This is a genomic window from Bradyrhizobium sp. AUGA SZCCT0176, from assembly GCF_018130145.1.
In the GTDB taxonomy this organism is placed as follows: Bacteria; Pseudomonadota; Alphaproteobacteria; order Rhizobiales; family Xanthobacteraceae; genus Bradyrhizobium.
Genome location: NZ_JAFCMB010000001.1, coordinates 674,329 through 700,724, shown reverse-complemented (window position 1 = coordinate 700,724; position 26,396 = coordinate 674,329). Strand labels below are relative to the sequence as shown.

General features: G+C 63.7%; 29 protein-coding genes. 20 read left to right on the top strand and 9 right to left on the bottom strand.

What is annotated here, in order from left to right; genetic code table 11:
• Positions 1 to 14 precede the first annotated feature (14 nt).
• Together JQ600_RS03265 and JQ600_RS03260 are read right to left on the bottom strand one after the other, a co-directional pair.
• On the bottom strand, positions 15 to 1,835 hold the full coding sequence (locus JQ600_RS03265) for an NAD(P)/FAD-dependent oxidoreductase (protein ID WP_212389099.1): 1,821 nt from the start codon (positions 1,833 to 1,835) through the stop codon (positions 15 to 17).
• A gap of 95 nt (positions 1,836 to 1,930) precedes the next feature.
• A complete protein-coding gene (locus JQ600_RS03260; RefSeq protein WP_212389183.1) occupies positions 1,931 to 2,359 on the bottom strand; it encodes a DUF1772 domain-containing protein in 429 nt (142 codons plus the stop codon).
• Positions 2,360 to 2,412: 53 nt separating this feature from the next.
• On the opposite strand from JQ600_RS03260, the gene JQ600_RS03255 reads away from it, so the two are divergent.
• Positions 2,413 to 2,895: a MarR family winged helix-turn-helix transcriptional regulator gene (locus JQ600_RS03255; protein ID WP_212265072.1), complete on the top strand. Its 483-nt coding sequence runs from the start codon at positions 2,413 to 2,415 to the stop codon at positions 2,893 to 2,895.
• 156 nt (positions 2,896 to 3,051) lie between these two features.
• Here the strand turns inward: JQ600_RS03255 and JQ600_RS03250 are convergent, their stop codons facing one another.
• Positions 3,052 to 4,056 (bottom strand): ABC transporter substrate-binding protein, encoded by a 1,005-nt coding sequence (locus tag JQ600_RS03250; protein ID WP_212389098.1) that lies wholly within the window; start codon positions 4,054 to 4,056, stop codon positions 3,052 to 3,054.
• A 109-nt stretch (positions 4,057 to 4,165) separates the two neighbouring features.
• Between JQ600_RS03250 and JQ600_RS03245 the strand changes: the two genes are divergently transcribed.
• The 6 genes from JQ600_RS03245 (at position 4,166) to JQ600_RS03220 (ending at position 9,474) form a co-directional block, all read left to right on the top strand.
• Entirely contained in the window at positions 4,166 to 4,813 is a 648-nt protein-coding gene (locus tag JQ600_RS03245; RefSeq protein WP_212389097.1) for a TetR/AcrR family transcriptional regulator, read from the top strand.
• A 186-nt stretch (positions 4,814 to 4,999) separates the two neighbouring features.
• Positions 5,000 to 5,770 (top strand): ABC transporter permease, encoded by a 771-nt coding sequence (locus tag JQ600_RS03240; RefSeq protein ID WP_212208475.1) that lies wholly within the window; start codon positions 5,000 to 5,002, stop codon positions 5,768 to 5,770.
• Between the two features lie 15 nt (positions 5,771 to 5,785).
• The gene (locus tag JQ600_RS03235; protein WP_212389096.1) at positions 5,786 to 6,823 is read left to right on the top strand and encodes an NAD(P)-dependent oxidoreductase; all 1,038 of its coding nucleotides are present in this window, start codon (positions 5,786 to 5,788) and stop codon (positions 6,821 to 6,823) included.
• Entirely contained in the window at positions 6,810 to 7,634 is an 825-nt protein-coding gene (locus JQ600_RS03230) for a GNAT family N-acetyltransferase (protein ID WP_212489676.1), read from the top strand. The genes JQ600_RS03235 and JQ600_RS03230 overlap by 14 nt, the downstream gene beginning before the upstream one ends.
• An 8-nt stretch (positions 7,635 to 7,642) precedes the next feature.
• Positions 7,643 to 8,698 (top strand): dihydrodipicolinate synthase family protein, encoded by a 1,056-nt coding sequence (locus JQ600_RS03225; protein WP_212389094.1) that lies wholly within the window; start codon positions 7,643 to 7,645, stop codon positions 8,696 to 8,698.
• A complete protein-coding gene (locus tag JQ600_RS03220) occupies positions 8,686 to 9,474 on the top strand; it encodes an ABC transporter ATP-binding protein (protein WP_212389093.1) in 789 nt (262 codons plus the stop codon). The genes JQ600_RS03225 and JQ600_RS03220 overlap by 13 nt, the downstream gene beginning before the upstream one ends.
• Positions 9,475 to 9,640: 166 nt before the next feature.
• Here JQ600_RS03220 and JQ600_RS03215 read toward each other — a convergent pair whose 3' ends face one another.
• From JQ600_RS03215 to JQ600_RS03205, 3 genes are read right to left on the bottom strand one after another with little or no spacing between them, the layout of a single operon-like run.
• Positions 9,641 to 10,744 (bottom strand): ABC transporter ATP-binding protein, encoded by a 1,104-nt coding sequence (locus tag JQ600_RS03215; RefSeq protein ID WP_212389092.1) that lies wholly within the window; start codon positions 10,742 to 10,744, stop codon positions 9,641 to 9,643.
• A 28-nt stretch (positions 10,745 to 10,772) separates the two neighbouring features.
• Entirely contained in the window at positions 10,773 to 11,804 is a 1,032-nt protein-coding gene (locus tag JQ600_RS03210; protein WP_249135654.1) for an ABC transporter substrate-binding protein, read from the bottom strand.
• Positions 11,805 to 11,824: 20 nt separating this feature from the next.
• Positions 11,825 to 13,561 (bottom strand): iron ABC transporter permease, encoded by a 1,737-nt coding sequence (locus JQ600_RS03205; RefSeq protein ID WP_192734851.1) that lies wholly within the window; start codon positions 13,559 to 13,561, stop codon positions 11,825 to 11,827.
• A gap of 269 nt (positions 13,562 to 13,830) precedes the next feature.
• Here JQ600_RS03205 and JQ600_RS03200 point away from each other — a divergent pair, with 269 nt between their 5' ends.
• The 9 genes from JQ600_RS03200 (at position 13,831) to soxA (ending at position 21,756) form a co-directional block, all read left to right on the top strand.
• The gene (locus JQ600_RS03200; RefSeq protein WP_212389091.1) at positions 13,831 to 15,225 is read left to right on the top strand and encodes an MFS transporter; all 1,395 of its coding nucleotides are present in this window, start codon (positions 13,831 to 13,833) and stop codon (positions 15,223 to 15,225) included.
• A gap of 207 nt (positions 15,226 to 15,432) precedes the next feature.
• Positions 15,433 to 15,885 carry a (2Fe-2S)-binding protein gene (locus JQ600_RS03195; RefSeq protein ID WP_192734853.1) on the top strand — a complete coding sequence of 151 codons (453 nt, stop codon included), beginning with the start codon at positions 15,433 to 15,435 and terminating at the stop codon, positions 15,883 to 15,885.
• A gap of 10 nt (positions 15,886 to 15,895) precedes the next feature.
• A complete protein-coding gene (locus JQ600_RS03190; RefSeq protein WP_212389090.1) occupies positions 15,896 to 18,088 on the top strand; it encodes a molybdopterin cofactor-binding domain-containing protein in 2,193 nt (730 codons plus the stop codon).
• 59 nt (positions 18,089 to 18,147) lie between these two features.
• The gene (locus tag JQ600_RS03185) at positions 18,148 to 18,444 is read left to right on the top strand and encodes a c-type cytochrome (RefSeq protein ID WP_249135653.1); all 297 of its coding nucleotides are present in this window, start codon (positions 18,148 to 18,150) and stop codon (positions 18,442 to 18,444) included.
• Positions 18,445 to 18,454: 10 nt separating this feature from the next.
• Complete coding sequence (locus tag JQ600_RS03180; RefSeq protein WP_212389089.1) at positions 18,455 to 19,735, top strand: NAD(P)/FAD-dependent oxidoreductase; 1,281 nt, start codon at positions 18,455 to 18,457, stop codon at positions 19,733 to 19,735.
• A 7-nt stretch (positions 19,736 to 19,742) separates the two neighbouring features.
• Positions 19,743 to 20,180, top strand: coding sequence for a sulfur oxidation c-type cytochrome SoxX (gene soxX, locus JQ600_RS03175; protein ID WP_192734857.1), 438 nt, complete (start codon positions 19,743 to 19,745; stop codon positions 20,178 to 20,180).
• 9 nt (positions 20,181 to 20,189) lie between these two features.
• Positions 20,190 to 20,666 carry a SoxY-related AACIE arm protein gene (locus JQ600_RS03170; protein ID WP_212389088.1) on the top strand — a complete coding sequence of 159 codons (477 nt, stop codon included), beginning with the start codon at positions 20,190 to 20,192 and terminating at the stop codon, positions 20,664 to 20,666.
• Positions 20,666 to 20,986, top strand: coding sequence for a thiosulfate oxidation carrier complex protein SoxZ (gene soxZ / locus JQ600_RS03165; protein WP_212265085.1), 321 nt, complete (start codon positions 20,666 to 20,668; stop codon positions 20,984 to 20,986). The genes JQ600_RS03170 and soxZ overlap by 1 nt, the downstream gene beginning before the upstream one ends.
• Positions 20,983 to 21,756, top strand: coding sequence for a sulfur oxidation c-type cytochrome SoxA (soxA, locus tag JQ600_RS03160; protein WP_212389087.1), 774 nt, complete (start codon positions 20,983 to 20,985; stop codon positions 21,754 to 21,756). Before soxZ ends, soxA begins: the two co-directional genes overlap by 4 nt.
• A gap of 85 nt (positions 21,757 to 21,841) precedes the next feature.
• Here the strand turns inward: soxA and JQ600_RS03155 are convergent, their stop codons facing one another.
• On the bottom strand, positions 21,842 to 22,615 hold the full coding sequence (locus JQ600_RS03155; RefSeq protein WP_192734861.1) for a ferredoxin--NADP reductase: 774 nt from the start codon (positions 22,613 to 22,615) through the stop codon (positions 21,842 to 21,844).
• A 152-nt stretch (positions 22,616 to 22,767) separates the two neighbouring features.
• On the opposite strand from JQ600_RS03155, the gene JQ600_RS03150 reads away from it, so the two are divergent.
• Positions 22,768 to 23,964 carry an amidohydrolase family protein gene (locus JQ600_RS03150; RefSeq protein ID WP_212389180.1) on the top strand — a complete coding sequence of 399 codons (1,197 nt, stop codon included), beginning with the start codon at positions 22,768 to 22,770 and terminating at the stop codon, positions 23,962 to 23,964.
• Between the two features lie 60 nt (positions 23,965 to 24,024).
• On the opposite strand, the gene JQ600_RS37510 is transcribed toward JQ600_RS03150, so the two are convergent.
• Both JQ600_RS37510 and JQ600_RS37170 read right to left on the bottom strand, forming a co-directional pair.
• Positions 24,025 to 24,237 carry a helix-turn-helix domain-containing protein gene (locus JQ600_RS37510; RefSeq protein WP_409363302.1) on the bottom strand — a complete coding sequence of 71 codons (213 nt, stop codon included), beginning with the start codon at positions 24,235 to 24,237 and terminating at the stop codon, positions 24,025 to 24,027.
• Positions 24,238 to 24,242: 5 nt separating this feature from the next.
• Complete coding sequence (locus tag JQ600_RS37170) at positions 24,243 to 24,611, bottom strand: hypothetical protein (RefSeq protein ID WP_283814725.1); 369 nt, start codon at positions 24,609 to 24,611, stop codon at positions 24,243 to 24,245.
• 210 nt (positions 24,612 to 24,821) lie between these two features.
• Between JQ600_RS37170 and JQ600_RS03140 the strand changes: the two genes are divergently transcribed.
• From JQ600_RS03140 to JQ600_RS03130, 3 genes are all read left to right on the top strand, one after another.
• Complete coding sequence (locus tag JQ600_RS03140) at positions 24,822 to 25,079, top strand: hypothetical protein (RefSeq protein ID WP_212265088.1); 258 nt, start codon at positions 24,822 to 24,824, stop codon at positions 25,077 to 25,079.
• Positions 25,080 to 25,110: 31 nt separating this feature from the next.
• Positions 25,111 to 25,281: a hypothetical protein gene (locus JQ600_RS03135; RefSeq protein ID WP_212389086.1), complete on the top strand. Its 171-nt coding sequence runs from the start codon at positions 25,111 to 25,113 to the stop codon at positions 25,279 to 25,281.
• A 428-nt stretch (positions 25,282 to 25,709) separates the two neighbouring features.
• Positions 25,710 to 26,336: a hypothetical protein gene (locus tag JQ600_RS03130; RefSeq protein ID WP_249135652.1), complete on the top strand. Its 627-nt coding sequence runs from the start codon at positions 25,710 to 25,712 to the stop codon at positions 26,334 to 26,336.
• Positions 26,337 to 26,396: the final 60 nt, after the last annotated feature.

The following is a 26,396-nucleotide window of genomic DNA, read 5'->3' as shown; positions in this document are numbered from 1 at the left end:
ATCCGAAAACAGCTTCAGCGGAACTCCAACCCTTCGAACTCACCATTGCTGCGCCACGTGTCGATATATTTGAAATAGGCCAGCGGGCCTGCCGGATGGCCGACATTCAGCTTGGCCGCCGGACCGGGTTCGCGCCCCTCATTGTTGTAATAGCCGGGGGTGCAGTCCGGCGCGCCGATCATCCGCCCGGCGCCGGTCAACAGCAGTTCGACCCATTTGTCCTCGGCCTGCCTGGTGACTTCGATCTGCCTGAAGCCGTTTTGCTGTGCGTGCCTGACCATGACCGCGATAGTCTTTGCGGCCTCGGTCAGATTGTGCGGCACGTTGGAGATCAGGTTGGCGCCCTGCGTGGGCTGCACGAAAAACGCATTGGGAAAGCCGTGGACATGGATGCCGTGCTTGGTTCGCATGCCCTCGGCCCAATGCTCCGACAGTTTTATGCCGCCCCGGCCCGCCATATCGAAGCCGGAGCGCCGCTTGTATTCGGTGCCGACCTCGAAACCCGAGGCGTAGATGATGCAGTCGAGCTGGTATTCCCTGCCCGCGACGACGACGCCCTTCTCGGTGATTCCATCGACGCCCTTGCCGTCGGTATCGACCAGGTGCGTGCCCGGCGTGTTGAACGCCTGCAGATAGGAATCGTGGAAGCATGGCCGCTTGCAGAGCTGGCGGTACCAGGCCTTGAGCTTTGCCGCGGTCTCGCGGTCATCAACGGTGGTGTCGATCCTGGATCGAATCTCCTCCATCTTCTCGAAGTCGGAGTCCTCAAACGCGGCCAACATCTTGGCCGGAACCCGCTCCTCGCGTGGCAGCTGCATGATCTTGGCCCGGATGCGCCTCGACAGGTCGGTCCAGCCGTCCTGAACCAGATCTTCCTCGGCATTGCCGCCGGCCTGGTTGGCCGTAAAATTTTCCAGCCAGCGCTGCTGCCAGCCGGGCGTGGCAATCCCCGAAAACCATTCCGGATCGATCGCCGCGTTGGCGCGGACGTCGACGGAGGACGGCGTGCGCTGGAAAACGTAGAGTTCTTTGGCCGCGCGCGCCAGATGCGGCACGCACTGCACGGACGTCGCCCCGGTGCCGATGATGCCGACGCGCCTGTCGGCAAGCTTGTCCATGCGCGCGCCCGTGGGATTGCCGCCGGTGTAATCGTAATCCCAGCGGCTGGTGTGAAACGAATGTCCCTTGAAGGCCTCGATGCCCGAAATGCCCGGGAGTTTCGGCACGTGCAGCGGGCCCGTGCCCATGCCGACGAACTGCGCCGTGAAGGCATCGCCGCGGTTGGTGGTGATGATCCAGCGCGAATGCGCTTCATCCCATTTCAGATCGGTGACCTCTGTATGGAACAACGCGTTGTCATAGAGGCCGTATTGCTTTCCGATGCGCCGGCAATGCGCGAGGATTTCCGGCGCGTGCGCGTATTTCTCTGATGGCATGTGCCCGGTTTCTTCGAGCAAGGGCATATAGACCATCGAGGCCGTATCGCATTGCGCGCCGGGATAACGGTTCCAGTACCAGGTGCCGCCGAAATCGCCGCCCTTCTCGATGATGCGGATATCCTTGATCCCGGCTTCCGTCAGCCGCGCGGCGGTGGCAAGGCCCGCAAATCCGCCGCCGATGAAGGCGAAGGTGACATGGTCGGTCTTGGGATCGCGCGGGGTGACGGGCGTATAGGGATCGTCCAGATAATGCGCGAGCTGTCCCTTGACCTCGATGTACTGGTCGTTGCCGTCGGCGCGGAGCCGCTTGTTGCGCTCCTCCATATACTTCGCCCGCAGCTGTTCCTTGTCGAAAGCGCGGCTGCGCAGGTTTTGCGGTTCGTCCGTGACCGTCATCCGAAATTGCCCTGATCTGCTGCAGATATACCCCGTAGCCGACACGCAGTAAGCGTCCGCACGGCGAAAAGATCAACCAGGAGATCAGTAAGGCGTCAGTGCTGCGCCCAGAGATAGGCTGCGGTCGCCGCGAAGCCGAGCGCGGTTCTCACGGCATGCAGCCCTCCCCAATGCACGATCAGTCGGCGCGATTCCGGGCCGGCATCGGTGGCGGCGATGGCATTCAGCCTGCGGTTCGTCGGCATGATTCCGAACAACGTGTAGGGCCAGTTGGCCAGCATGAGAATCGCGCCGACGGTCCAGCGCCAATCGCCGGTCTGCCACGCCGCGGTCAAGCCCAAAATTCCTGATATCACCGCGCAGCTCGCCTGCATCGCAAAGCCGCGCGCATAGCTGGGTTTCCATTGCGTCAGCAGGCTCCTGTCATCAAGCAGCAGACGCGCCGGCTGTTCGGCGAAATTGATGAAGAAGGCCGCGCCGGCGAAGGCCGCGGCGACGACGGTGGCCAGTTGTCCGATGAGCATCATTACGCACTCCGATATTGACAATATGTTGTCATTTCGTATACTCATTGCCAATGAGAAGCAAGCCACATACGCCAGCCGGACAGGCCCTGACCGGGCTGATCCTTGCCATATTCCGGCTCAACGGCCGGCTGTTGCTGGCCGGCGACCGGCTCGTCGCCGGCCTCGAACTCACCAGCGCGCGCTGGCAGGTGCTGGGGGCCATTGCGCTGGCCGAGCGGCCGCAGCCCGTGGCGTGGCTGGCGCGCAACATGGGACTCAACCGTCAGGGTGTTCAGCGCATCGTCAACGAAATGCGGGATGAGGGCCTGCTCGAGCTACAGCCCAACCCGCATCACCGGCGGGCGCATCTGGTCGTGCTGACCAAGCGGGGAAAGGAAGCGTTTGAGGCTGCGACAAAACTTCAGGTGCCGTGGGTGAATGCGCTCGCCGAAGGCGTCAGCCTGAAGGATCTTGCGACCACGCAGAGGGTGGTTGCGGAGTTATGCGAGCGGCTGGAAGCAGGGCTGAACGATGACGCTAGTGAGAATACCTGAGAAGCCCACCGCGTCATTGCGAGAAGCCAACGGGTCGCGCGAATGCGCGCCCGACGACAGGCTCCGCGACGAAGCAATCCATGCATCAGCTTGCCGCGCCATGGATTGCTTCGCTTCGCTCGCAATGACGATTGGTAAAACCCGGGCGCCTGCCCGTCACTTCTTCACCTTGCTCGCATCCATCTTGATACTCGTGTCGAGCATCTTGGTCGAGAACGCGGTGCCGACCTCGAACGGCTTCTCCATGCCGAGATAGGTCTGCACCAGTTCATAGTCCTTCTTCATCCGCTCGGCGTCGATCCAGCCCAGCGCCTTGGTAGTGGTGAAATCGTCGGTCATCAGGAACTTGATGCGCTCCCACTGGCGTTCCTGGTTCTCCTTGTCGAGCCCCGACGCGGCATCGAGCAGCGCCTTCAGGCAGGGCGCGACGTCGGCGACGCAGGCGGCAAACGCCTTCTGGCTGACCTTGACGAACGCATCTGCAATTTTCGGATTCTTTTCCAGATAGGCGCCGTTGACGATCAGCGAGTTGCCGTACGGGTTGAGCCCGATGTCCTTCCAGTTGACGTAGCCGAGGTCGGCACCGAACTCGATCACCTTGAGATCGTGTTCGTTGTAAAAATCGCTGATGATATCGACCGTATGGCTCTTCAGCGCCGCGATCTTGGCGGTCGGCCCGACATTGACGAAACTGACCGCATCGGGCGCGATGCCGGCGGCCTTGGCGAACGCCGGCCACATCACCCGCGACGCGTCGCCGGGCGGATTGCCGATCTTGTGGCCCGGAAAGTCCTTGGCGCCGTTCACGCCATAGCTCTTCAGCCAGTAGAACGTCTGCCCGGTGTTGGCGTAGATGCTCATCAGCGCCACGACGTCGGCGCCCTTGCTGCGCGCCACCAGCATGGTCGCGAGATCGGCGATGCCGAACGGCGAACCGCCGGAGCCGACCTTCAGCGACGACACGCCGGAACCCTTGCCGGTCTCGATGGTGAGATCGATGCCGGCTTTCTCGTACCAGCCCTGCGCCTTGGCGTAGTAGAACGGCGAATGGTCCGCGGTCGGCGCCCAGTTCAGGATCAGGTTGACGGCCTCGCCGGCATGAGAGGGAGCCGCCTGGACAGCAAGCGCAAGCGCCAGTGACGCAATCTTCAAGCCCTTCATGGCATCTCTCCTGGTTTGCAGACTGGTAATATCCCGGCCTTGTCGTTGCACGCCCGCGACGCTACCAATGCAACAAGGACGAGACGAATTGTCAACTGTTTGGTTGGAAATGCCTATAAGACGAGCTGATAGCACCGGGCCCAAGCGGCGCGATCCGGCGGCGACGCGGGAGAAGCTTCTGACGGCGGCACGCCGTGAATTTGCCGATAGCGGCCTCGCCGGTGCCCGGGTCGACGAGATCGCGGCGCGCGCCGGCGTCAACAAGCAGCTGGTCTATCATTACTTCGGCGACAAGGACGCGCTGTATCTGGCGGTGCTGGAGTGGGTCTATGAGGAAATCCGCGCCCAGGAACGCAAGCTCAACCTCGAAGGCCTGCCGCCGCAGCAGGCCATCAAGCGGCTGATCGAGGCCTCCTTCGACCACCTCGCCGCCCATCCCGACTTCATCGTGCTGCTGAACGACGAAAACCGTGGGGGCGCCCGCCATGTGCGCGGCTCCCGCAAGCTGGCGGCAATGCATTCGCCGCTGGTCAGTATGGTCTCGGCCATCCTGAGCGAAGGTGTCCGCGCCGGCGTGTTCCGCAAGGGGATCAATCCGGTGCATCTCTACATTTCGATCGCCGGGCTGAGCTATTTCTACTTTTCGAACACGCCGACCCTGTCGGCAATCTTCGGCAAGGACCTGTCGAGCCCGACGGCCCGGAAGGCCCGGCGCAAGCATGTGGTCGACCTGGTGATGCAGTCGCTGCGGCCGTAACGTTCGGCGTCATTCCGGGGCGCGTCGAAGACGCGAACCCGGAATCTCGAGATTCCGGGTTCGATGCTTCGCATCACCCCGGAATGACACCCTCCTAATCAACCAGATGGTTGAAAGCTGGACCGCCCCGCGATAGACTGCCACCGCGCGCCCGGGAACCGGACGCGCCCCAACAAGGAGTACGCAGTGTCTGGCGATGCAGGGCGATCGGCGAGGACGGTGGCGATCATCCTGATCGCGCATCTTGCCGTGATCGTGCTTTGGCAGGTGCTGGTCGACGCCTTCCAGGTGCCGAAATTCATCCTGCCCTCCCCACTTGCCGCGCTCTCGACCCTGACGTCGGCCAAATATGCCTGGCTCTCCAACCTCTGGGTGACGGGCGCCGAAATCCTCGGTGGCTTCTGCCTCGGCGCGCTGGTCGGCGTCATGCTGGCTGTCATGTTCACCTGGTCGCCGCTGATCAGCCTGTTGCTACTGCCGCTGTTCGTCACGCTGAACATGATTCCGAAAGTGGCGCTTGGACCGCTGTTCATCGTCTGGTTCTCCTACGGCATCTTTCCGAACATCCTGATCGCGTTTTCGATCTGCTTCTTCCCGATCCTGCTGACGACCGCGCGGGGGCTGAGCGAGGTCGAGCCCGACCTGCTGGATCTGGTGAAATCGCTGCGCGGCTCGCGCTGGACGCTATTCCGGAAGATCCAGCTGCCGGGCGCGCTGCCTTACGTATTTTCAGGCATGAAGGTCGGCGCCATCCTGGCGGTCGCGGGCGCCATCGTCGGCGAGTTCATCGCCTCGGAGCGCGGGCTCGGCTATCTCATGATCCAGGTGCAGGCCTCACTCGATACACCGGCGATGGTGATGGCCGTCATTCTTCTGACCCTGCTCGGCGTGGCGCTGTACGGCCTGGTGCTCGGCCTCGAGCGCCTGTTCGTGGTCCGTGACGTCAGGCTGCAATAAGACAAGGGAACAGGCATGCTGCTGACACGCAACCACCTGCCGGAGACGATTCCGGATATCGCCGCCCTCGACGAACTGCTGTGCCGTCCGAGCCAGGCGCTGATCGACGACCTGCGCAAGGTCGATGGCGACATCATGGTTTTGGGCGTTGCGGGCAAGATGGGGCCGACGCTGGCGGGGCTTGCCAAGGCAGCCGCACCTGACCGGCGGGTTATCGGCGTCGCACGCTTTAGCGATGGCAGCGCCAAGGACTGGCTGCAGGCCCGTGGCGTCGAAACCATTAATTGCGACCTGCTCGATGAGGCCGCCATCAAGGCGCTGCCAAAAATTCAAAACATCATCTTCATGGCAGGGCGCAAGTTCGGCGCCGAGGGCGATCTTTCGCTGACCTGGGCGATGAATGCGCACGTCCCGGCACTGGTGGCGCAGGCCTTTGCCGCCTCGCGGATCGTGGCGTTCTCGACCGGCTGCGTCTATCCCTTCGTACCTGTGAGCGGCAAAGGCGCCGACGAGGACCTTGCGCCAAATCCGCCCGGTGAATACGCGCAATCCTGCGTCGGCCGCGAGCGCATGTTCGAGTATTTCTCGCGCAAGCATTCGACGCCGGGCCGGCTGTTCCGGCTCAACTACGCGATCGACATGCGCTACGGCGTGTTGCACGACATCGCGAGCAAGGTTTTGCGGGGCACGCCGATCGACGTCAGCCTCGGCCATGTCAATTTCATCTGGCAGGGCGATGCGTCGTCGCAGGCGCTGCGCTGCCTCGCGCATTGCGATACGCCGACCTCGCCGATCAATGTCAGCGGCCACGAAATTCTCGCCGTGCGCGACCTCGCCGCCAAATTCGGCCAACGGTTTGGAATTGCGCCCGTCATCACCGGCAAGGAAGAGCCGACGGCGTGGCTGACCAATACGTCGCAAGCCGTAAGTTTGTTCGACCTGCCTGTTGTCGATACCGATCAGTTGATCCGCTGGACCGCCGACTGGGTGTCGCGGTCGATGCCGAGTCTCGGCAAGCCCACCAAGTATGAGGTGCGCGATGGCCGGTACTGAGCACGTCGAGGTCATCGAACTCGGCGTCGGCGATGCACCGGCTGGATTGCTGTTGTCGACGGAGGCGCACTGGAACCAGAACGAGGCCGACTGGCGGTTTTTCCTGAGCAAGGGAATCGTGTTCGGGGTGCGCGACGGCAAGCAACTGGTCGCGACCGCGGCGCTATTGCCCTACTCCGCCGGCAATGCCTGGATCGGCATGGTGCTGGTGACCGCGAGCTGGCGCCGCCGCGGTGTCGCGACCCGGCTGGTCGACGCCTGCCTCAACGCTGCGACAAAGCTCGGCCTCACCACCTGGCTCGACGCGACGCCTGATGGAGCCAACGTATATGGCCCGCTCGGCTTCACACCGACGCTGCAATTGCGGCGGCTGCGGCTGGAAGCTCCGAAAGGCGTGAGCGCCGCACAATCGCTATCGAATTGCAGCGTCGCCGATTTCATCGCGCGCGATGTCAGCGCCATGGGATTTGACCGCGGCGCTCTGCTGACCGAGTTCGGCGGCCGCGCCGGCTCCCGCATGGTATCATCAGGCAACGCCGTTGCGCTGGTCCGTGAAGGCCGCACCGCCCGCCATATCGGCCCTGTATTTGCCGAGGCCCACGACAGCGCGCTAACGCTGGTCGATACCATCGTGCGATCCGAGCAAGGCCCGTGGCTGCTTGACGCCGTGCATTCGCAGGACGATTTCCTGCGTGGCCTCACCGAAACCGGCTGGACCATCGAGCGGCCGTTCCAGCGCATGCGGTTCGGCCGCGCCACCATGCTGGCCGCGGAATTGCCGTTCGCGGTTGCCGGCCCGGAATTTGGATAGGAATTTTCATGCACCACAGCGAAATCAAATCCGAGGTACGAAAACTGGTCGCCGACGGCACGGTGATCCCCGCGCATCCGCTGGCGCTCGATGCCAACCGCACGCTCGACACCCGGCACCAGCGCGCGCTGTCGCGCTACTATATCGATGCCGGCGCCGGTGGCCTTGCGGTCGGCGTGCATACCACGCAGTTCGCGATCCGAGATGTCGGACTCTACAAGCCCGTGCTGGAACTGGCGGCGCATACCGCGGCCGACTGGACCAGGCGGCCGCTCGCGATGGTCGCCGGCCTCGCGGGCCCGACACAGCAGGCGACTGCGGAGGCGCAGATTGCGCGCGGCATCGGCTACCACGCCGGCCTGCTCAGCCTTGCCGCGATGAAATCAGCCTCCGAGGACGAGATCATCGCGCATTGCGAGGCGGTGGCACGCGAGATTCCGCTGGTCGGCTTCTACCTGCAGCCCGCGGTCGGCGGCGTCATTCTCAGCGCAAACTTCTGGCGGCGCTTTGCAGCGATCGACAACGTCATTGCGATCAAGATCGCGCCGTTCAACCGCTACCGCACCCTTGACGTGCTCCGCGGCGTGGCCGCCGCCGGTGCGCTCGACCGCGTCGCGCTCTATACTGGCAATGACGACCATATCCTGCTCGATCTGATGCTGCCGTTCGACCTGCGCGACAAGGGCGTTACCACCCGCGCTTACTTCAAGGGCGGGCTGCTCGGCCACTGGTCGGTGTGGACCGCCGCCGCGATCAAGCAGTTTGAAATATGCAAGGCGGCGCGCGGCGAGGACGCCGTGCCCGCGGACCTGTTGGCACTCGACGCCCGCGTCACCGATTGCAACAGCGCGTTCTTTGACGTCGCCAATAATTTCCACGGCTGCATCGCCGGCTGCCACGAAATCCTGCGGCGGCAGGGACTGATGCAGGGGCTGTGGTGCCTCGATCCGGCCGAGGGGCTGAGCCCCGGCCAGATGCAGGAGATCGACCGCGTCTGCCGCGAGCACGCCGATCTCTCCGACGACGCCTTCGTCGCCGACCATTTGCAGAAATGGCTGGCATGACGGCGGAAGAGCCCTTCATCAGCCTGCGCAACGTCCGCAAGGTCTACCGCTCGAAAGGTACGGAGTTTCTGGCCGTCTCCGACGTCACCATGGACGTCAGCGAGGGCGAACTGGTCTCGCTGGTCGGCCCGTCCGGCTGCGGCAAGACCACGGTGCTGAAGATTCTGGCCGGGCTGCACGAGGCCGACGGCGGTACCATCAAGATCGGCAATACCAAAACCCCGTTCGATCCCGCGCGCGACATCGGCATGGTGTTCCAGCAGGCCTTGCTGCTGAAATGGCGGACCATTCTCGACAACGTGCTGCTGCCGGCCGAAATCGTCGGCCTGCCGATGAAGGCCGCGCGCGCCCGGGCCCGCGACCTGCTCAATCTCGTGGGCCTTGCCGGTTACGAAGACAAATATCCGCAGCAATTGTCCGGCGGCATGCAGCAGCGCACCGCGATCGCACGCGCCTTCATCCACGATCCCAAACTGATCCTGATGGACGAGCCTTTCGGCGCGCTGGACGCTCTGACGCGCGAACAGATGAATCTGGAAATGCTGCGGATCTGGCGCGAAAGCGGCAAGACCATCATCTTCGTCACCCACAGCATCCAGGAAGCCGTGTTCCTCGCCTCGCATTGCGCGGTGCTGACAGCAGGTCCCGCGCGAATGGCGGAGTACTTCCCGATCGAACTGCCGTTTCCGCGCGATCTGCCGCTCAAGACCACGGATGAGTTTGGCGCCTATGCGCGCCGGATTTACGGGAGTTTGGGGATGGGGCCGAGCGGGTAGATTTAGCCGTCATTGCCTGCGACAAACGCGGAGCGTTTGCGCAAGGGAGCGAAGCGACGAAGCAATCCACCTCTCAGCATGCCGCACTATGGATTGCTTCGCTCGCAATGACGGTGGATAGCTCACCGGCTGACCTTGCTGGCACTTTACGGTTGCTTGGCGATCCCTATTCATACGACACCGGCCCGGTGTCACGATAGGCCCAGCAGCTTTCGCGCGGCAGCGACACCGGGGTCTCGGTGCCGACCTGATGCCGGGCGGCGGTGCCGAGTTCGACCACCTCCAGCCGGCGACCGAACAATTCGATGCCATAGGCGGTTTGCGTGCCCTGGTAGCGGCGATCGAGCACGCGGGCGGGGAAAGTATTGGCGCCGTTGTGCTGGCCGATGGTGATGTTCTCCGGCCGCAGCGCGATACGCACCTTCTCATCCGGTCCCAGCGAATGCAGCAACGCCACCTCGCCGCGGCGTCCGTCGCCGAAATCGACCGTGCCAAATTCGCCGTTGCGCGACACCAGCGTGCCCGGAAGTTCGTTGGTGGCGCCGGTGAAATTGGCGACGAACAGATCCGCCGGCCGGTTATAGATCGCGTCAGGGGTATCCATCTGCAGCAATTTGCCGTCGCGCATCACGCCGATGCGGTCGCCGAGCACCACGGCTTCGGCCTGGTCGTGGGTGACATAGAGCGCCGTCATGCCGGTCTGCTTCAGGATGACGCGCAGATCGTCGCGCAAACGTAGCCGCAGCTTGGCGTCGAGATTCGACAACGGCTCGTCGAGCAGCAGCAATTGCGGCCGGTAGACGATGCTGCGCGCCAAGGCGACGCGCTGCATCTGGCCGCCGGACAGTGCCACCACCGGGCGCTCGGCATATTCCGACAGGCCGACCAATTCGAGCGCTTCATCGACCTTGCGGCGGGCGTCGGCGCGCGAAATCTTGCGATGCTTGAGCGGATAGACCACGTTCTGCCGCACCGTCATATGCGGCCACACCGCATAGGACTGAAACACCATGCCGAGTTCGCGCAGGCGCGGCGGCACGAGAATGCCGCTCGCGGGCGCCGACACGATCCGGCCAGCGATGCTGATCTCGCCGTCGGTTGGGTGCTCCAGCCCCGCCACGCACCGCAATGTCGTGGTCTTGCCGCAACCCGATGGACCGAGCAGCACCACGATCTCGCCGGCCGGCACGGCGAAGCTGACGCCGTCGATCGCCGGGCGGCCGACCGCAAACTGCTTACGCAGGTCCCTTACCTCGAGAGTCGCCGTCATGGAGAAGCCTGCGACATGCGTAGATCGCTCACTGCCGGTGACCGTAGGTCTTGTCCCATTCCGCCACCCATGGCTCGTGCAGCTTGACGTATTCGTCGAACTTGGGGAACCAGACCTTGACCACCTTGGGATCGAAACCCTCGGGGTAGACCGGCGCCACCTTGAGCGAGGTCAAATTGCCGAGCTCCTTGATCATGAAGGTTTGCCCCTCCTTCGACAGGCACCAGTTCAGGAACAGCTTTGCGGCATTGGGATTGGCGGCGGTCTTGGGAATTCCCGTGGCATAGGGATTGACCGGCGCACCTTCGGGCGGGAAGAAAATCTTGATCGGCGCGCCGTCCTTCTGTTTCGGATAGATCGCATTGTAGAGCAGCGGACCCATCGCGACTTCGCCGCGCACCAGCGAGTCCGACATCGGCGCGCCCGACGGATAGAGGATCGGACGGGTCGACGCCTGCTTGGCCCAATAATCCTCACCCAGCACCTGGCGCTCGAACATCACGCGGGTCCAGGTGGTGCCGCCGGACCGGGCGAACACCTGCCCGGTCTGCTTGGCGTATTCCGCCTTGGTCAGATCCATCCACGACTTCGGCGGGTTCTTGACGAGTTCAGTGTTGTAGGCGATCGACCAGACAAGCGTGACGCGCGGCCATAGTTTGGGAGAAATCAGGGAATCGGGGTTGTAATCCGCGGCGTTCGGCGGCGCGTAGTCCTGGAACAGGTCGGCCAGGGGCTGCATCAGCGCGCGATCGGAATGATCGACCACGTCGGCGATCAGCTTGCCTGCCGCGGCCTCGGTCTTGACGCGGGTGATGAGCTGGCCGCCCGGCGCGCGCACCATCTCGACCTTGATCTCGGGAAAACGTTTCTGAAACTCCTTGATCACTTGCTGCTCGACCTCGGCGAAATTCGCCGTGTAGAACACCAGTTTCCCCTCCTTCTTCGCCGCAGCGATCAGTTCGGGCGAGCCGAACTCCTGCGCCTGCGATGGTGCGCCCCACAGGATGCCGAGACCGGCGACGCCAGCCAGCGCCATTTTGGTGAAGATCCGTCTGTTCATAGCAATCCTCCCTAAAGTTTTTATCCGGTGCGGGCGACGCCGCTCTGCGTCGCCTCTCGTGACAGCCAGTTGGCGCCGCCGATGAGAACGCCGAGCAGAACCGTCTGCACCAGGCTGAATGCGGCGGTCTTGCCGAGATTTCCGCCTTCGTAATAGTCGAGCAGCAGCACCGACATCACCATGGTGTTGCTGGTGTAGAGAAACAGCGACGAGCCGAGTTCGCGGATCGCCAGCACGAACAACAGCGTCATCGATGCGATCACGCCCGGCCGCGCCAGCGGCAGCACGATGGTCCGGATCGTGGCGAACATCCCCTTGCCGCAGACCCAGGCGGCTTCTTCCAGCTCGCGATGGATCTGCATGAACGAGGTCGACAACGCCTTGACGGTGTCGGGCATGAAGCGCGCGATGAACGCCAGCGCCAGGATCCAGATCGTGCCGTAGAGCCCGCCGGGAATCCCGATCCAGGCCCATAAATAAGCGACACCGACCACGAGGCCGGGAATTGCGACCGGCACGGTCGAGATCAGGTCGATCCAGCGCCGCCCAGTGACCTGCGTGCGGTGAATTGTGTAGCCGATCGCAAACGCCAGCGCGCCGCCGACAACCGCCGTGATCACGCCGACCTCGACCGCATTGTAGATCGACCGCAGCGTCAGCGGATTGTCGAAGATACTGTTGAAATGCACCATCGAGTATTGGCGCATGTCGAACAGGCTAGCGACGTCGCGGATGAACATGAACTTGCGGAACGCCGCCACGATCAACGCGAGCAGTGGCAGCACCACCACGATCAGGAGATAGACGATACCGATGGCGAACGTGAACCAGCGCCAGCGTCCGAGATCGAGGCTGCGCGGGCGGAACGCCTTGCCGGCCACCGTCGTGTAGCTGCGGCCGCTGAGCACCCTGTTCTGCAGGAACACCAGCGCGCCGGTCACCACCATCAGGATGATCGCAACCGCGGCAGCCGTGTTGTAGAGCGGCGGCGACCAATTGGTGAGCTTGAAGATATAAGTCGTCAATAGCGCCAGATTGGTCGACGACCCCAGCACCGCCGGAATGCCGTAGATGCCGAGCATCACGATGAACGACAGCAGCATGCCCGAGATGATCGCCGGCATGATCAGCGGGAACGTCACCGAGAACAATGTCGCGAACGCGCTGGCGCCGGAGATTTCGGCGGCCTCTTCCAGGCTCGGGTCCATGTTGCGCAGCGCCGAGGAAGTGAACATGTAGACGTAGGGCGCGTAATAGATGCCGAACACGAACACCAGGCCCCACAGCGAATAGAAATCGACGCGCCAGTCGAGCCCGATCCATTTGAACATGGTGTTGATCAGGCCGGTCTTGGGCGAGCCGAGGATCGCCCATGCCACGCCTGCGACCAGCGGCGGCGCAAACAATGGCAGGATGCTGGCGGCGGCGATAAAGCCCTTGAACGGCGTGTTGGTGCGAACCACGATCCAGGAGAACAGCAATCCGATCACGACCGCGATCGCGGTGCCGCCGCCGCAGGCGATCAACGTGTTGACCAGCGCCTCGCCGACATTGGGATTCGCCAGCACCACGAGAAAATTCGCGATCGAAAGATGGCGGAGGCTGATGCCCTCGACCACCGGGTTGGTGTCGGTGAGCGCCCCCAGCAGCAGCATCAGGATCGGATAGATGACGAGAAAGCCGAGAATAACCAGCAGGAGCACAACCCACAGGTTAGCCCACACGCGCCGACGCATCCCCTCACTGGCGCTACGCATGACCTCGCTGCGCCGGTTCGCCTGTCCGTCCAAAGCGCTTCCCCTTGGCCTGCGACCGTCCGTTTTCGGATCTTGCGCCCGCAATGCGCTGCGAGCCTAGTCGATCAGGCGGCGGGCGGGAAGTAGCAGAAAGTCTGCGGCTCAAAATGCCGCGGAAGCCCGCCTTCGCATACGCATCATGCAACGGCGTGCCTGTGGAACATCTCGCGTCCGTAGTACACGCCCCTGGAAGGGCGTTACCCGCGCCGGCCGTGGAGAGCCCGATCTCGATGTCAGAAGTTGCGACCGCCAAGCCGCCTGCCACGCCCGGTATCGACGGCTTGCCGCCGGAACTCCGGCGCTGGGCGGTCGCGGCGATCTTTACCGCGCTGGCGCTGGCCTCGCTCGATACGGCGATTGCCAACATCGCGCTGCCCGCCATCGCCGCCGACCTCCATGTCAGCCCGGCCGATGTGGTCTGGGTCGTCAACGTCTATCAGATCGCACTGGTGGCGACGCTGCTGCCGCTCGGTGCGCTCGGCGAAATCGTCGGCCATCAGCGCATCTACATCGGCGGCCTGTTGCTGTTCACAATTGCCTCGATCGGCTGCGCGTTAGCGTGGTCGCTGCCCAGTCTGGTGGCAGCGCGGGCGCTGCAGGGGCTCGGCGCCAGCGGCATCATGGCCGTGAATGCGGCGCTGGTCCGCTACGTCTACCCAACCCATATGCTGGGCCGCGGTTTTGGCCACAACGCGCTGGTGGTCGGCACCGCCTTCACGCTTGGACCGACGATCGCATCCGGCATCCTGGCACTGGGTCCCTGGCCGTGGCTGTTCGCGATCAACGTTCCGTTCGGCCTGATCGCGGTGTGGATCGGACTAAAGACGCTGCCGCCGACGCCACGCGCGACGCACGCATTCGATTTTGCGAGCGCGGCGCTGACCACAGGCTGCCTCGGCCTGTTCATCATCGGGATCGGAAGTGCGGCACACAGCGCACCACCGGCGCTGGTCGTGGCCGAACTGGTCGGCGCCATCATCCTCGGCTGGATCATGATGCGGCGGCAAGCGGATCATCCGGCGCCGATGCTGCCGATCGATCTGTTCCGGCGGCCGATGTTTGCGCTATCGGCGGCGACGTCGGTGTGCACCTTTGCGGTTCAGGGCATCGCTTTCGTCTCGCTGCCGTTCTATTTCGAAGACGTGCTGATGCGCACCCAGGTCGAGACCGGTTTCTTCATGACGCCGTGGCCGCTGGTGGTCGCGATCATGGCGCCGATCGGCGGCCGGCTGTCCGACCGCTATCCCGTCGGCATTCTCGGCGGCATCGGCCTCGCCTTGCTATGCGCGGGAATGGTGCTGCTGGCGACGCTGCCGGCAGACCCAGGCGTAGCCAACATCGTCTGGCGCATGGTGGTGTGCGGGATCGGCTTCGGCTTTTTTCAAACTCCCAATTTGCGCGCGCTGATGTCGAGCGCGCCGTCGCATCGCAGCGGCAGCGCCAGCAGCATCGTCGCGACCGCACGGCTGACCGGGCAAACGCTCGGCGCGGCGTTCGCCGCACTGTGCTTTGCGCTCGGCGGCCACGATGGCGCGACGCTTGCTTTGGCACTCGGCGCCGGATTTGCCGCGCTCGGATGCGTGATGAGTTTCCTGCGCCTGGCGGTGAGCGCGCCGCAAGATTGATTGGAGGGAATGTGCCTACCAGGCAGGCAAACCCTAGCCGAGCATGGCGAACATGACGGCCATGTGGCGCCCCTGCCCCCACGAAACCCCGGCCCGTCAATTTTCTTCCGCGCTGCAAACGCATTTTCTTGATTTGAACTATTCCAGATTGCGGTCCAGTGTCCCCGCCGGGTTCAATTGATGAATTGAGCTAACAGGGGAAACGCGATGGCAAACCTCACTATCAACGGCAAATCAATCAATGTGGACGTCGAGGACGACACCCCGCTGCTATGGGCGATCCGGGAGAATGTCGGACTGACCGGCACCAAATACGGCTGCGGCATTGCACAATGCGGGGCCTGCACGATCCATATTGACGGCGTCGCAATGCGCTCCTGCGGCATCTCGGTCAGCGAAGCCGTCGGCAAGCAGATCACCACGATCGAAGGTCTGGCCGCCAGCGATGGCGCACTGCACAAGGTGCAGCAGGCCTGGATCAAGAACGACGTGCCGCAATGCGGCTATTGCCAAACCGGCATGATCATGGCGGTGGCGGCGTTGCTCAAGGACAAGCCGAAGCCGACCGACAAGGACATCGACGAAACCATCACCAATATTTGCCGCTGCGGCACCTTCCAACAGGTGCGCGAGGCAATCCACGCCGCCGCGAACGCTTGAGGGGGATGTCATGAACAAGCACATCACGCCTGCACTCAGCCGCCGCGCCTTCGTCATCGGCACCGCCGCTGCCGGCGCCGGCCTCGCGGTCGGTCTCGACATCCCCTTCGGTGGCCCCACCGTGGTCCGCGCCGCCGATGGATCGCCTGAGGTCAACGTCTGGGTGGTGATCCGTCCCGACGACACCGTCGTGATCCGCATCGCCCGTTCGGAGATGGGACAGGGTACGCTCACCGGCCTCGCCCAGCTCGTCGCCGAAGAGCTCGAATGCGACTGGTCGAAGGTCACCACCGAGTATCCGACACCGGGTCAAAGTGTCGCACGCAAGCGGGCCTGGGGCGATTTCTCGACCGGCGGCAGCCGCGGCATCCGCACTTCGCAGGACTACGTCCGCAAGGGCGGCGCCACCGCGCGCATGATGCTGGTCCAGGCCGCGGCCAACGAGTGGAAGGTGCCGGTTTCGGAATGCACCGCCGCCAACAGCACCATCACGCACACGCCGTCGGGCAAGAAGACGACCTACGGCAAGGTTGTGGAAGCCGCAGCCAAGCTGTCGCCTCCCGCCGATGCCGACGTCAAGCTGAAGGATCCGAAGGACTGGAAAATTGCCGGCAAGAGCGTGTTGCGGCTCGATACCGCCGACAAGACCACCGGCAAGATGATGTACGGCATCGACGTCAAGCTGCCGGGAATGCTGAACGCCGCGCTGAAGGATTGCCCGGTCTTTGGCGGCAAGCTGAAGAGCTATGACGAAGCCAAGGTCATGGGCATGAAGGGCGTCAAGAAGGTGGTGCGGGTCAACGACTCGACCGTCGCCGTCGTCGCTGACACCTGGTGGCACGCGAAGACCGCGCTCGACGCGCTGCCGATCGTCTGGGATGAAGGCGAGAACGCCAAGGTGTCCAGCGAATCGATCGCCAAGTGGCTGGCCGAAGGCCTCGACAACGCGCAGCCCGCCTTTATCGGCAACCAGAACGGCGATGCCAAAGCCGCCATCGCCGGCGCCGCCAAAAAGATCGAGGCGGTGTACAACTATCCCTACCAGAACCACGCCGCGATGGAGCCGCTCAACGCCACCGCGCTTTACACACCCGACAAGTGCGAGGTCTGGACTGGAACACAGAACGGCGAAGCGGCATTCGCCGCAGTGATGGAAACCTCCGGCCTGCCCGCCGACAAATGCGAGGTTCACAAGCTGATCCTCGGTGGCGGCTTCGGCCGTCGCGGCATGACCGACTATGTCCGGCAGGCCGTCTCTATCGCCAAACAGATGCCGGGCACGCCGGTCAAACTGTTGTGGTCGCGCGAAGACGACATGCAGCACGGCACCTATCATCCGGTCACCCAATGCAAGCTGACCGGCGCCTTCGACAAGGACAACAATCTGACGGCGCTGCATGTCCGGATTTCCGGCCAATCCATCCTGTTCACCGTGCGCCCGGCGGCACTGGTCAACGGCATGGACACGGCCGCATTCCAGGGCCTCGCGCCCACCGGGGATTGGGCGATCGGATATAGTTTTCCGAACCTGCTGGTCGAACATTCGATGCGCAACCCCCACGTCCCGCCGGGCTTCTGGCGCGGCGTCAACGTCAATCAGAACGCGATCTATCTTGAGTGCTTCATAGACGAGCTGGCACATTCGGTCGGCGAAGACCCGGTCGCGTTCCGGCGCAAGTTGATGGCGAAGCATCCCAAACACCTCGCGGTGCTCAATGCGGTGGCCGAAAAAGTAGGCTGGGACAAGCCGCCGCCAAAGGGCGTGTACCGCGGCATCTGCCAGCACATGGGCTACGGCAGCTACGTCGCCGGTGCCGCCGAAATCTCGGTGACCGACGGCAACAAGATCAAGGTGCACCGTATCGTCGCGTCCACCGATCCTGGCCACGTCGTCAATCCGGCGCAGATCGAGCGCCAGATTGCAGGCTCGTTCGTCTATGGCCTGTCGGCTTTGTTCTACGGCAATTGCACCGTCAAGGACGGCCGCATCGAGCAATCCAACTTCGACACCTACAATTCGATGCGGATCGCGGAGATGCCGAAGGTGGAGTCGGTCATCGTGCCGAGCGGCGGCTTCTGGGGCGGCGTCGGCGAACCGACGATCTGCGTCGCGGCGCCCGCCGTGCTCAATGCGTATTTCGCGGCAACGGGAAAACGCATCCGCTCGGTGCCGCTGAAGGATCAGGACATCAGCTTCGCCTGACAACGCGGGCGGCGGCCTTCACCGGCCGCCGCTCCACTAACCTTTTCGGATATCAGCTGATGAAAGCGTTTTGCGTTGCCATCGGAATTACAACGGTCGTGGCGTGGAGTTCGCCGGTGCTGGCGGCTTCTGTCCCTCCGCCTGGTGCTGCGGCCTGTTCCGGCTGCCATGCCGCTGGAACTGTGCCGGCCTCGCCGGTTTCGCGGCTGTACGGCCGTGACGCCGGCGATATCATGACCGCGATGACGGGATTCCGCGACGGTTCGCTTCCCGGCACGGTGATGAACCGCATCGCCAAAGGCTTCTCCGACGACGAGCTGCGCGCGATTGCGACGTGGCTCGCGGCACAGAAGTAAGGGGGCCGCCATGGGCATCAACCATCGCATGAGCCGCCGGGAATTCGTTGGCGCCGGTGCTGCCGCCGTGACGGCGCTGGCGTTTCCGCTGCCCGCATTCGCGCAGGCCGCAGCGCGCGTCGTCGTGATCGGCGGCGGCTTCGGCGGCGCGAGTTGCGCCCGCGCATTGAAACAGATCGAGCCGAAGCTGCAGGTCACGCTGGTCGAGCCGAACCGAACCTTCACCGCCTGCCCGTTCAGCAACAACGTGATCGCCGGACTGCGTTCGCTCGAGGAACAGCAATTCGGCTATGACAAGATCGCCGCCGGCGGCGTCACCGTGGTGGCGCAGGCGGCAACGGCGATCGATGCCAAGGCGCGGACCGTTGGGCTCGCCGACGGCACGTCGCTCGCCTACGACCGGCTGGTGCTGTCTCCCGGCGTCGATCTGCGTTTCGAAGCGCTGCCCGGCTACGACGAAGCCGCCGCTGCAAAGATGCCGCACGCCTGGAAAGCCGGCGAGCAGACGCTGCTGCTGCGCAAGCAACTCGAAGCCATGGACGATGGCGGCCTCGTCGTGATCGCCGTGCCCGCCAATCCGTTCCGCTGCCCGCCGGGGCCTTACGAACGCGCCTGTCTGATTGCGCATTACCTGAAGACCAAGAAGCCGCGCTCGAAGCTGATCATCCTCGACGCCAAGGACACCTTCTCCAAGCAGCGCCTGTTCCAGAACGCCTGGAAGGAGCTTTATCCGGGAATGATCGAATGGGTGTCGCTGTCACAGGGCGGCAAGGTGAACTCCGTCGACCCGGCGACCAACACGCTGATTACCGATTTCGGCAACCACACCGCGCAGGTGGCGAACGTCATTCCGCCGCAACGCGCCGGACGCATCGCCACCATCGCTGGCGCGACCGACAATACCGGCTGGTGCGCGATCGATCCCGTCACTTTCGAATCCAAATCGGCGCCGAACATCCACGTCATCGGCGATGCCTGTATTGCCGGCTCGATGCCGAAATCCGCGTTCTCCGCGAATTCCCAGGCCAAGGCTTGCGCGAGCGCGGTCGCCACGCTGATCGCGGGCCGGACGCCCGAGGCACCGAAGCTGATCAACACCTGCTACAGCCTGGCAGCCCCCGGCTACGGCTTCTCGGTCGCCGGCGTCTACCAGCCGAAGAACGGGCTGTTCGCCGACGTCGAAGGCGCCGGCGGCGTCAGCCCGGCGGATGTGCCGCGCGACTTCCGCGCGCGCGAGGCCGACTATGCGAATTCCTGGTTCGCGACCATCACGGCGGAAGTCTTTGGCTAAACTGCGCATGTCGGGTCCGATCCTTGCGGGCGCACTGCTCGCTTTGCCCGGCCTCGCTGCCGCGCAAGAGCTGCGCCGCTACGCCGTGACAGGCGACGCCATTGCGATGTCGCTGACCGGTGCGCCCGGCGATCCCGCGCGCGGGCGGACGACCCTCCTCAACCGCCAAAGCACCTGCATCCTCTGCCACAACGGACCGTTTCCGGAAGAGAAATTTCAGGGCGATCTGGCCCCCAACCTCGCCGGCTCCGGCAGCCGCTGGTCGGAAGGGCAGTTGCGGCTGCGGCTGGTGGACGCGAGCCGCCTCAATGAAGCGACGATCATGCCGTCCTATTATCGCGTGGACGGCCTGCATCGTGTTGGTCCGGCGTGGCGCGGCAAGCCGATCCTGTCGGCGGAACAGATCGAAGATATCGTGGCTTATCTGGTGACGCTGCGCGAATAGGAAGTGACGATGCAACACAAGGATTCCACACGCCGCCAGTTCCTCGGCCTCGCCGGCGGCGCGGCCGTGCTCGGCGCCGTCCCGATCGTAACGGTGCGGCCGAGCGAAGCGACGCCCGCCGAACTCGCATCCGCGATCCGCACCATCACCAATGGCGCGCAAGTGCGCACCGGCAAGGTCAAGCTCGACGTGCCGCCGCTGGTCGAGAACGGCAACACCGTGCCGCTGACCGTCAACGTCGCGAGCCCGATGGCGCCGGAGGATCACGTCCGCAGCATCCACATCTTCAACGAGAAGAACCCGCAGCCCAATATCGGCAACTTCCATCTCGGTCCGCATTCCGGCCGCGCGCAGGTGTCCACGCGGATTCGCCTCGCCGACAGCCAGAAGATCGTCGCCATCGCGCGGTTGTCCGACGGCTCGTTCTGGTCGGCCAGCGTCGACGTCGTGGTGACGCTGGCGGCCTGCACTGATGAGGTGATCTGATGGCCTCCGCACTGATCAACGTTCCCGCCAAAGCCAAACGCGGCGATATCATCGAGATCAAGACGCTGATGTCGCACATCATGGAAACCGGCTATCGGCATACCGCCACCGGCGAGGTGGTGCCGCGCGACATCATCACGAGTTTTGCATGCCGCTATAATGGCACCGAGATTTTTCGCGCCGATCTGTTTGCTGCGATCGCCGCCAATCCGTTCATCACCTTCTTCACCACGGCGACAGCGAGCGGCAAGTTCGAGTTCGAATGGATCGGCGATAACGGCTTTTCCGAAACCGCGTCGGCCTCGATCACCGTCGAATGAGATTGGCCGGCCTCATCGTTCTGTCTGCTCTGCTCGCGGTGGATGCCGCCGGCGCTGAAATTCCGCAAGCAGAACGCCGCTCCGGCGCCAGCTTCATGGCGCCGGACACCAGGGCGATGCAGGACGACGACACGACAAATCCCGGCATGCTGTGGGTGCTCGACGGCGAGAAATTGTGGGCGGGCAAGACGGGCGTTGCAAACAAGGCCTGCGCCGATTGCCATCAGGACGCGCGCGCGAGCATGAGGGGCGTCGCGGCGCATTATCCCGCCTTCGACAAGGCGCTCGGCCGGCCCGTCGATCTCGAACAGCGCATCAATCTGTGCCGCGCCACTCATCAGCAGGCGACGCCGCTTCCTTACGAGAGCCGCGAATTGCTGGCGCTGACCGCCTTTGTGGCGCAGCAATCGCGCGGGGCTGCGATCGAGACCGGTAGCGATCCGCAGCTAGCGCCGTTCGTCGCCAAGGGCCGTGAGCTGTTCATGCAGCGGCAGGGCCAGCTCAATCTCGGCTGCACCAATTGCCACGATGAGAATTGGGATAAGCGCCTGGCCGGATCGGCGATCACGCAAGGACACCCGACGGGTTACCCGCTTTATCGGCTGGAGTGGCAATCACTGGGATCGCTGCAGCGCCGGCTGCGCGCCTGCATGACGGGCATCCGCGCGCAGGCCTATGATTACGGCGCGCCTGAACTGGTCGAGCTGGAGCTTTATCTGATGTCGCGGGCCAAGGGCATGCCGCTAGAAGCCCCGGCCATTCGACCCTAGTCATGGGCCCCAAAGGGCCCAGACACAAGAATAGCGAAAACAACCCCATGCAAAGAAAGGATGGGCCCGGTCTCGCAGTCCTCGGTTACCGCTCCGCGAACGCTTTCTCGACCACGAACTGCGCCGCCTCGCCGTGATTGCCTTCGACAAAGCCCTTGCCGCCCAGCAGTGTGCGGGTGTCGGCGACCAGCGCCGGGCTGCCGCAGATCATGACGCGGTCATGCGCGGCTTCGAGCGGGGCAAGCCCGATATCCGCGAACAGCTTGCCGGAATTGATCAGGTCGGTGATGCGGCCGCGGTTGTGGAAGGGATCGCGGGTCACCGTCGGATAATAGATCAACTGGTTGCGCACGAGTTCGCCGATCAGTTCGTCGTTCGGCAGTTCCTTGGTGATCATCTCACCATAGGCGAGTTCGGCGACGCGGCGGCAGCCGTGCAGCAGCACCACCTTCTCGAAGCGCTCATAGGTTTCGGGATCCTTGATCACGCTCAGAAACGGCGCGAGGCCCGTGCCGGTGCCGATCAAATAGAGATTGCGGCCGTCCTGCAGATTGTCGATCACCAGCGTCCCGGTGGCCTTGCGGCTGACGATGATCTCGTCGCCTTCCTTGAGATGCTGGAGGCGCGAGGTCAGCGGCCCGTCCGGCACCTTGATCGAGAAGAATTCGAGCCGGTCCTCATAATTGGCGCTGGCGACGCTGTAGGCGCGCAGCAGCGGCTTCTCGCCGACCTTCAGCCCGATCATGGTGAACTCGCCGTTGCGAAAACGGAACGAGGGATCGCGCGTCGTGGTGAAGGAGAACAGCGTGTCGGTCCAGTGATGGACGCTGAGAACGCTTTCCTGATTGAAATTGCTCATCTTTCGATCCGATTGGAGGCAGATTGTGTCGGCAAAATCATTCGTATACGATCATTCGTGTACGAATGAATAATCCTTCTTGATCCCGCCGTCAAGCCGCGGGCAAGATGGCCGGCAACGCCCTGAAGGCATTGAACAACAAGGAAAATCCGATGGCGCACGACGCACCCCAGGCAAGCGGCCCGAGCAAGCTGGTGATCCGCAATATCGGGCTGCTGCTGTCGGGGATGCTGGAAAAGCCGATCCTGGACGCCGATACGATCGTGGCCGAGAACGGCAAAATCACCGCGATCGGCCGCCTCAAGGACGTCGACACCGAGGGCGCCACGACCGTCGTTAATGCCAACGGCACCACGGTCGCCCCCGGGCTGATCGACAGCCACGTCCATCCCGTCGCCGGCGACTGGACGCCGCGGCAGAACCAGATGGGCTGGATCGACAGCTATCTGCATGGCGGCGTCACCACGATGATTTCAGCCGGCGAAGTGCATATGCCGGGCCGTCCCCGCGACGTCGTCGGCGTCAAGGCGATGGCGATCTTCGCGCAGCGCGCGTTCTGGAATCTGCGGCCCGGCGGCGTGAAGATCCATGCCGGCGCGCCCGTGATCGAAAGCGAGATGGTCGAGGACGATTTCAAGGAGCTCGCCGCGGCCGGCGTCAAGCTGCTCGGCGAAGTCGGTCTCGGCGGCGTCAAGGACGGCCCGACTGCGCGCAAGATGGTGGGCTGGGCGCGCAAATACGGCATCCAGAGCACGATCCACACCGGCGGGCCTTCGATCCCAGGCTCCGGCCTGATCGACAAGGACGTGGTGCTGGAAGCCGACACCGATGTGGTCGGTCACATCAATGGCGGCCACACCGCCCTGCCCGACGACCAGATCCGCTGCATCTGCGAGGGCTGCAAGCGCGGGCTGGAGCTGGTTCACAACGGCAATGAACGCTCGGCGCTGTTCACGCTGCGCACCGCGCGTGAGATGGGCGACCTGCACCGCGTCATCCTCGGCACCGACGCGCCGGCCGGCTCCGGCGTGCAGCCGCTCGGCATTTTGCGCATGGTGTCGCTATTGTCCTCGCTCGGCGAACTGCCGGCCGAAATCGCCTTCTGCCTCGCCACCGGCAACACCGCCCGCATGCGCGCGCTCGACTGCGGCCTGATCGAGGTCGGCCGCTCCGCCGACTTCGTCATCATGGACATGGCACAGCATTCACCGGGAAAGAACCTTCTGCACAGCGTGCAGCTCGGCGACCTGCCCGGCATCGGCATGACCATCATCGACGGCATCGTCCGTACCCAGCGCAGCCGCAACACGCCGCCGGCGACACGGCTGCCGGAGATCGTCGGGCATTAGACGCACGCGCCGCGGCAACGTAGAGTCCGTGTAGTGACCAAAGCGACGTTAGCGCCGCGGTCAGGCGCCTCGCGCCCTGGATAAGGTCGCGGACGGCAGCTCTGCGAATTGGCGCCGATAGATTTCCGCGAACCGCCCGAAATGCGTGAAGCCATAAAGCGCGGCCACAGCCGTGACGTTTGTCTGCTGTCCGGGACGCGATAAAGCGCGGCGCGCTGCATGGAGACGAAGTTCGGCGAGCAGCGCTGCTGGCGGACGGCCGAAAGCCTCCACGCAGCTTAAATGAAGCGTTCGTTCTTTTGCGGCAACTGCGATGCAAAGTTCGGTAATGCCTGGCGGATCGTCGAGCCGTCCATGCCGAAGATCAAGAACGGCCCTCGCAACACTTGCGCGGCGGTGCGAGGACTCAATGAGCTCTGCAGTGTCCAGGACAATATCAAAAATGCCGTCTCGATCTGCGACAAGCTTTGCCCGCCCAGATGATCATTCGGCTGCGTCCGAAGTCTTTGCAACAGAGACGTAGGGTGCCGGCTACTGTCGAGAAAAAGGAAGGACATTGATATTGACGTATTCAACGGCAGAAAGCGCGATGAGAAAGTGATACAAGCGATATCCCGGCGCAGCGTTTTCATCGGGGCATTTCTCATGATTAGCATTTCCTTCATTCCCGCTGCGAGCGCTCAGAACAGCGACGCATGCACGCAAGTCGCCGATGCCTACGGCCGGATCGCCACGACCTGCCGGTAAGGTCTTCTAAACGACAGACAAGAACCGCGGCGCTCTGGAGCTCTGCGGCTTCCTAACCAGCACTCGGCTTAACGAAACGCATTCAGCGTTTCCGAACGGAGGAGGCAAAAATGAAGCTCTCGATTTCGCTGTCAGCGCTGCTGATCGCCGGGTCCATGGTCGCAAGCACTGAACAGGCCAGCGCCGTCGTGTACTGCCAGTACATCTCTTATCCGGCGGGCTGCGTCGTAAGGCCCGGCGTCCGATTGGTGGCGCGGCCGGTCGCACGGGCCGTGGTGACACCCGGTGTCGGTGCCCGAGGTGTCGGAGTGCGTCCGGGCACGCCTATGAACCGTGGTGGTCCGGTGAATCGCGTCGGCAGGCGCTGAGGTCTGCGGGTTGATCTTCCGGAAAGTAGAGATGCGCGCCCGCCGGATCCAGGCCGGTCTGATCCTCGCGATCGGGATCGCCGCATTTTCGCCCGCGCAGGTCAGCGCGGACGAGAACGGTTATTCGTTCTGGTTGCCCGGGCAGTTTGGCAGTCTTGCGGCCGCGCCCGGCGTGCCGGGCTGGGCGATGGCGGAGGTATAATTACCACACCTCGGTTGCGGCTCCCGGCGCCGTCACTGCCGCCCGGCAGATCCAGGTCGGCAGATTTCCCGCAAACGTGAATGTCAGCTTGAATGCAAGTCTGACCGGACATGCGGACGCCATCCTGCTCAACCCCAGCTATACGTTCGCAACGCCCGTGTTCGGCGGCACGGAGTGAGGGCGGAAGACAATCCGGACACTCTGGAAAATCGGCCCTTGATCGCTGGATCGCCATCGCGCCCGGCGGGTCGGGCCAAATTTTGTGATTTCGCCTCCAAAGCCATGAACGAATTGCCGGCCGGTCACGTCAAATGCGGACGGCCTGCGCCGCAGCCTGCTGCGCCGTCCGAGCATTCGAGGGACATTTGAAGAATTTACCGCAAATTGCCGGCGGGGTGGCGGGTGCGGCAGTTGGCTTTGCCGCCACCTTGCTGATCGTCGAACTCGTCGGTTCTGGAAACCGCGCCGACCCCATCGGTTCCGCGCTGCTGGCGGTGTTCGTCTTCGCGCCGGCCGGGGCGATCGCAGGCCTCGTACTCGGTACCAAGCTCGCGATGCGGATGCGCGGAGGCGAGAACACCGGCAGCCTAGCCGGCAACAGCTTGAGGGCATTCGGCGCGCTGATCCTGCTCTGCGCCGCCGCCGGCACGGCATACTACGTCTACGCGGTCACGACAGCCACGCCGTGGCTCAACCCGAACGCCGCCACCCCGCTTCTCCAATTCGAAGTCCGCCTTCCCGCGGGCGCGGCGTTGCCGGCTTCCGCGGCAGACGTCGCGATCGAGTTGCAGACCGATCAGAACAGCATGCCGGGCGCGCCAAGATTCAACCAGTTCCGCCGCGACGGCGACCGGCCGGTGATCGCAGGCGACGTCGAGCTCGCCTTTCGTACCGCCCATCGCCAACTAGAGGTCAAGATCAAGGGCCTGCCCGCCCGCGTGTACCGCATCGGACTGACCGCCAAGGCGCCGCACGCCGCTCAGCTCGGACCCTGGCAACCGAACGCCGACGGCAGCGAAATCCGCTATCGGGCCAAATGGCCCGGACGCGATTGACCGGCCGCCGCCCCACCTGCCCTCGTCAAATTGCACATCTGAGAATCCATACTCACTATC